This window comes from Paracoccus chinensis, assembly GCF_900102885.1.
Lineage (GTDB): Bacteria > Pseudomonadota > Alphaproteobacteria > Rhodobacterales > Rhodobacteraceae > Paracoccus > Paracoccus chinensis.
Genome location: NZ_FNGE01000047.1, coordinates 1 through 4,726, shown reverse-complemented (window position 1 = coordinate 4,726; position 4,726 = coordinate 1). Strand labels below are relative to the sequence as shown.

Annotated in this window: 8 protein-coding genes; 4 read left to right on the top strand and 4 right to left on the bottom strand. The window is 62.6% G+C overall.

Going from position 1 to position 4,726, the window contains the following annotated elements; all coding sequences use genetic code 11:
* Window positions 1-75 precede the first annotated feature (75 nt).
* The 3 genes from BLQ03_RS17385 to BLQ03_RS17375 form a co-directional block, all read right to left on the bottom strand.
* Window positions 76-480: a hypothetical protein gene (locus tag BLQ03_RS17385; protein ID WP_175558942.1), complete on the bottom strand. Its 405-nt coding sequence runs from the start codon at window positions 478-480 to the stop codon at window positions 76-78.
* 93 nt (window positions 481-573) lie between these two features.
* The gene (locus tag BLQ03_RS17380) at window positions 574-840 is read right to left on the bottom strand and encodes a CopG family transcriptional regulator (RefSeq protein ID WP_090757551.1); all 267 of its coding nucleotides are present in this window, start codon (window positions 838-840) and stop codon (window positions 574-576) included.
* Window positions 833-1,447, bottom strand: a complete 615-nt coding sequence (locus tag BLQ03_RS17375) for a ParA family protein (protein ID WP_090757550.1) — start codon at window positions 1,445-1,447, stop codon at window positions 833-835. The genes BLQ03_RS17380 and BLQ03_RS17375 overlap by 8 nt, the downstream gene beginning before the upstream one ends.
* Before the next feature lie 148 nt (window positions 1,448-1,595).
* On the opposite strand from BLQ03_RS17375, the gene BLQ03_RS17370 reads away from it, so the two are divergent.
* The 4 genes from BLQ03_RS17370 (at window position 1,596) to BLQ03_RS17355 (ending at window position 4,007) form a co-directional block, all read left to right on the top strand.
* The gene (locus BLQ03_RS17370) at window positions 1,596-2,279 is read left to right on the top strand and encodes a recombinase family protein (protein WP_090757549.1); all 684 of its coding nucleotides are present in this window, start codon (window positions 1,596-1,598) and stop codon (window positions 2,277-2,279) included.
* Entirely contained in the window at window positions 2,276-3,118 is an 843-nt protein-coding gene (locus BLQ03_RS17365) for a replication initiator protein A (protein WP_090757548.1), read from the top strand. The genes BLQ03_RS17370 and BLQ03_RS17365 overlap by 4 nt, the downstream gene beginning before the upstream one ends.
* 320 nt (window positions 3,119-3,438) lie before the next feature.
* Window positions 3,439-3,702, top strand: a complete 264-nt coding sequence (locus BLQ03_RS17360; protein WP_090757547.1) for a CopG family ribbon-helix-helix protein — start codon at window positions 3,439-3,441, stop codon at window positions 3,700-3,702.
* Window positions 3,699-4,007, top strand: coding sequence for a type II toxin-antitoxin system RelE/ParE family toxin (locus BLQ03_RS17355; RefSeq protein WP_090757546.1), 309 nt, complete (start codon window positions 3,699-3,701; stop codon window positions 4,005-4,007). The genes BLQ03_RS17360 and BLQ03_RS17355 overlap by 4 nt, the downstream gene beginning before the upstream one ends.
* A 6-nt stretch (window positions 4,008-4,013) precedes the next feature.
* Here BLQ03_RS17355 and BLQ03_RS17350 read toward each other — a convergent pair whose 3' ends face one another.
* On the bottom strand, window positions 4,014-4,577 hold the full coding sequence (locus BLQ03_RS17350; protein ID WP_090757545.1) for a hypothetical protein: 564 nt from the start codon (window positions 4,575-4,577) through the stop codon (window positions 4,014-4,016).
* Window positions 4,578-4,726: the final 149 nt, after the last annotated feature.

The following is a 4,726-nucleotide window of genomic DNA, read 5'->3' as shown; positions in this document are numbered from 1 at the left end:
CTCATCGGTCAGCCAAAAAAGGTTGCTCATCGATCAGTCTCCTCACGGAGACTGAATCACGCAGCAGCAGGCAAATCAATGGGTCCTGACCCTAGGTTCGGGGATTATGCCCATGACTAAATTGGCGATGCTGACGGAAGCCGTCAGATTGCCGTCACGGTAAAAATCCCAGTCCAGTCCGTTTGTGTAGATCAGGTTGGGCAGCGCTGCCCTGTATCGTTCCTGCTGCGCCTTGTTGCTATCCTTCATGCCACGGATCGGGATGTGAAGGTCCTTGGCTTCCACATGCCCGATTACGATCTCGCCTTGAGAAACGATGAAATCTGGCGCACCGCATTTTACCCGCTTAGGTTCATTCAGCGCTGTAGCTCCAAGGCTTGCAAACAAGCTTTCGAAGGCTGAGCGATATGAATGTTCCGTGGCAGCCCCGGTTTTCTGAATGGCCTGAACCTTGGACACGAAGTCGAAAATTAACGTCATGATAGTCCCTTGAATATTGGCCGGGCATCAGCGTTCGAGCAGCCGAGTTGCGCAGCCTTCGGCGCCTTCTTGCGCAAATACGCATTTACGTAACTACGCATTCTCGCGCTTAAGGTATTCCGCAAGAGCGGCAGCCAGAATGTCTTGGTGCGTCTGATCGGTTTCGGCGGCATGCAAGCGCAAGCGGCGGTAGGTTTCGCCGTCTAGGGCCAGCGTCAGCCGCTTTTCCCCTTCCCGCTTCTTTGGGGCAGGTTTTATCTGGTTGTTTGATGAAGCGGCCCCGCGTTGCGGTATCCCGGTGTCGGTCGGGCGGCTTTGGGTGTTCAGCAGGCCATCGAGGGCGACGGGCTTCTTAGCCATTTAGTATCCCCTTCACGTAACCCCAAGCAGCGGCAATCTCTGCGCTGGCCTTGTCATCTGTTGTTTCGGTGACGCCCTGCCCCGTGGCCCCGGTTTCGGCATAGCTGACCCGTTGCGCGATGTTGACCGGCGCGACACGGCCATGTTGCGCCAGAACGCGGGCAGCTTCGTCAGTGATCCTGGCGCGGGGGGTCTGCGACAGGGCGAAGGCGAACGGGACGCGGGCAGCGTTCACGGCGGCAATCGTCGCCCCCACGGCGCGCAGATCGTCGGGCGAGGGGCGAACAGGGATCAGCACCAGGTCAGCAGCTCCTAGGGCCTCTGCTAGCCATTCTGGCGCGGCGGGCGGGGTGTCGATGATGCAAAGGTCGAATTGCGCCTGTGCGGCGCTCAGGGTGGTCCTGAGAGCATGGGGGGCGGGGTCGCGGTCGAGCATGGCCGGCGCATCTGCTTCGCGGCTCTCCCACCAGGCGCGGAGTGAACCTTGCGGATCAAGGTCGAGGCAAAGGACGGTGCGGCCATCCTGGGAAGCGGCAACCGCAAGGTTGCGGGCAAGGGTGGTTTTCCCCGCCCCGCCTTTCTGAGCGGCTATGACTATGGTTTTCATGGGTAGACGTTACCGCAGTGATGCAGATGCGCAAGCACGCGAGTGCACAACAGCGTAAGTGCGTAAAGTCATACTTGCGTAAGTACGTAGATGTGTGCAGGTGTATAAAGACACAATGGACGTAGGGTCCTTATACAGGAGGCTGGTCATGCTCTTTGTCACCTACCTGCGCGTCAGCACGGATCGGCAGGGCAGGAGCGGGCTCGGCCTCGAAGCACAGCGCAAGGCGGTGGCGGACCACGTCGCGGGCAAGGGCGCGATTGTGGCTGAATATGTCGAGGTCGAGAGCGGGAAGCGCTCGGTTCGTCCTCAGCTCGCCCGCGCTCTAGTGGAGGCCAGGCGGCTCGACGCCGTGCTGCTGATTGCCAAGCTTGATCGCCTCGCCCGCAACGTCGCCTTCATCGCCAACCTTCTCGAAAGCGGTGCCGAGATCGCTGCGGCGGACATGCCAGAGGCCAACCGTTTCCTGCTGCACGTCATGGCGGCTGTCGCGGAGCATGAGGCGCAAGCCATCTCGGATCGCACCCGCGCCGCTCTGGCGGCGGCCAAGGCCCGTGGCGTGGCGCTCGGCTGGTCCATGCCTGAGCGCCGGGACGAACAGCGGCAGGCAGCCCGCAAGGGCGCGGCAAAGAACGCCCAGAAGGCGGATTGGCATGCTGCCAACGTCCTGCCCGTCATTCGCCAGATCGCGGCGGGCGGCGTGTCTCTGCGACACATCGCGGACGAGCTGAATACTCGGGGGATCAAGACGGCGCGGGGCGGCCTCTGGTATGCGGGGACGGTGCGCAATGTCATGGCGCGGGAAAAAGAGATCGAGGCCCTCGCGGCATGAGTAGCAACCGCCAGCTTGATCTGTTCGTGGCCTTGATCGGGGATGTGCCTTTCAGGGATGAGCGAGAGGCCATGAGCGCCCCCCTTGTTGCCCTTTCCAAGAACAAGCGCACCCGGATCGAATGGGAAGGCCCCAGCGGCCAAAAGGTGATTGTCACGGCCCCTGAGGATACCGGCATTGCGACGATCTGGGACTATGACGTGCTCTTGTGGGCGGTGTCGCAGATCAACGAAGCGGTGAACGCTGGCCTGCCCGTCTCGCCTAGGATCGAGTTCCACCCTTACAACCTGCTGAAGGCGGTAGGACGCGACACGGGCGGCAAAGGGTATGGCGAGCTGAAAGCGGCCTTGCATCGGCTCGGATCAACTTCTGTAGCCTATGAAAGTCCTTCTCTGAAAGGCAAGCGCCGGAGCCTCGGGCGATTCAACCTTCTGTCGGCGTTCAAGATCGAGGAATGCGACGAAGGCCAAGCCAAAGCGGCGTGGCTGGAATTGCCAATGTGGCTCTTTGAAGCCGTAGCAGAGGATCGAGATATTCTGTCGATCTCGCCCAGATATTTCGATTTGACGAGCGGCCTTGATCGGTTTCTGTATCGCCTCGCCCGTCGCCATGTCGGCAGGCAAGCTGGATGGATATTCACCTTCCGGGATCTGCACACCCGGAGCGGATCGGCCCAGCCGTATGCCCAATTCGCCCGTGATTTGCGGAAGGCTATCACCCGCAATGCCCTGCCCGAATACAGCATGAACGAGATCAAGGGCATGAACGGTCCCTCTCTCACCTTCAACCGCGACCCAGGCAAGATCGAGTGGCGGCAGGATCGGCGTTACAAGCTCTGAGCCTGTGGATGGGCACGGGGTATCACCCACTCTGCTACTCGGGGTATCACCCACTTTTACTCGGGGTATCACCCACTCTACTTGACGAAATCATGGAGCAAGGTGTTGAAATTACTCAGATTTTTGTGAGAGACGGAGCGTCTAACTGTTTAACTATCTCCTTCGGAGATATTCTTTAACGTCCGTTCACGGATGCTCTCATGAGCCCAGGCCTCCCTGCGAGCCTTAAGAAGGCAGCGGCGCTGATCCGACTGGACCAGCCTTTCTTGAAACCCTGATCCGGTGTATGTGTTCAGGTGTACACACTGAGGAAACAGGTGATGAGCAGCACCAGCACCACGATGACGATCCGGCTCGATCCGCAGCTCAAGGCCAAGCTGGGGAGACTGGCAGAGGGCACCCGGCGCAGCCGGTCCTTTCTGGCGGCCGAGGCGGTGGAGACCTACGTGGACCGCGAGCTGGCGATCATCGAGGGTATTCAGGGGGGGATGGCTGACGTAGCCGCTGGCCGCACCGTCAGCCATGAGGAGGCGATGGCAGCCGTGCAGCAGGCCATCGACAAGGCGGCAGGCGAGCGCGCGTGAGCCGACCGGTTCGCTGGTCCAGCGACGCGCTGAGCGATCTTGCCGACCAGATTGCCTGGATCGCGGCCGACAACCCCGCAGCGGCCCGGCGTGTGGCCGCGGCCCTCGATCGGACGGCGCTCGCACTTGGCGACATGCCGACAGGCCGTCCCGGACGGGTGACAGGCACCTACGAGAAGCTGGTGACCGGACTGCCCTACATCCTCGCCTATGTGATCGCAGAGACGGGCGGGCAGGAGGAAGTGGCGATCGTCCGGGTGATCCACACCTCCCGGGACTGGCCGGCGGAAGGATGGCCGTCCTGATCCAGGTCATTTCCGCAGTTGCGAGGGGTGGGTGATCCAGAAGGCGCAGTAGGAGCTGCCATCGTCGTTGGTCACCACGGTTCCGCCCGCGCCTTCGCAGAAGATCCCCGGATGCTCGCCGAAGGCGCGGGCATCGGCCCGTCCCTGCAGCCAGAAGTGCCCCAGAGCGCCCAGGAGGGCCCCCAGGGCGACGAGGCCGCCCGCCAGGGCGAAGACCCCACCCGACCAGTAGAGGGCCTGCCGGCTGCCTTTCAGGGCCTCCAGGCGCATCCGGTTGGCCGCCTGTCTGACCTCGTCCTGAAGCCCGGCCACGGCCTTGGCGGCCCCATCGCGGGCCGCCTGGAGGTTGGCTTGGTAGCTTCGGTCGATGACGCGCTCGGCCGCATCGAGGACTTTCGCGCTCCGGTCCTGGGCCTCTTTCACCGACGCATGGACGGCGGCGCGCAGGGCGGCGGCTTCCTTTTTGCTGGTCGCGGTGGCGGTGAGGACGGCCACGTCCTGGCGCAGGAGCCGGACCTGGTCGCTCAGGTCGTTGATGACCTGGGCGGGGCTCCTGGGCGTCTCGCTCATGCCTCGGCCGCCTTGGCGTCGAGGTCCGCGAGCAGCCCGGTCAGCTCCTTCTGGTCGACCTCGCGGGTGGCGTTCTTGCGCAGGGTGGCGGCCATCCAGCGGGCGATCTTGGGGTCTTTCAGGGCCTCGGTGGTGACAATGGCCCCGAC

Bases quoted from the DNA above. Each gene is read 5' to 3' on its own strand.
- BLQ03_RS17385 (WP_175558942.1), bottom strand. From the start codon at position 480: ATGACGTTAATTTTCGACTTCGTGTCCAAGGTTCAGGCCATTCAGAAA.
- BLQ03_RS17380 (WP_090757551.1), bottom strand. From the start codon at position 840: ATGGCTAAGAAGCCCGTCGCCCTCGATGGCCTGCTGAACACCCAAAGC.
- BLQ03_RS17375 (WP_090757550.1), bottom strand. From the start codon at position 1,447: ATGAAAACCATAGTCATAGCCGCTCAGAAAGGCGGGGCGGGGAAAACC.
- BLQ03_RS17370 (WP_090757549.1), top strand. From the start codon at position 1,596: ATGCTCTTTGTCACCTACCTGCGCGTCAGCACGGATCGGCAGGGCAGG.
- BLQ03_RS17365 (WP_090757548.1), top strand. From the start codon at position 2,276: ATGAGTAGCAACCGCCAGCTTGATCTGTTCGTGGCCTTGATCGGGGAT.
- BLQ03_RS17360 (WP_090757547.1), top strand. From the start codon at position 3,439: ATGAGCAGCACCAGCACCACGATGACGATCCGGCTCGATCCGCAGCTC.
- BLQ03_RS17350 (WP_090757545.1), bottom strand. From the start codon at position 4,577: ATGAGCGAGACGCCCAGGAGCCCCGCCCAGGTCATCAACGACCTGAGC.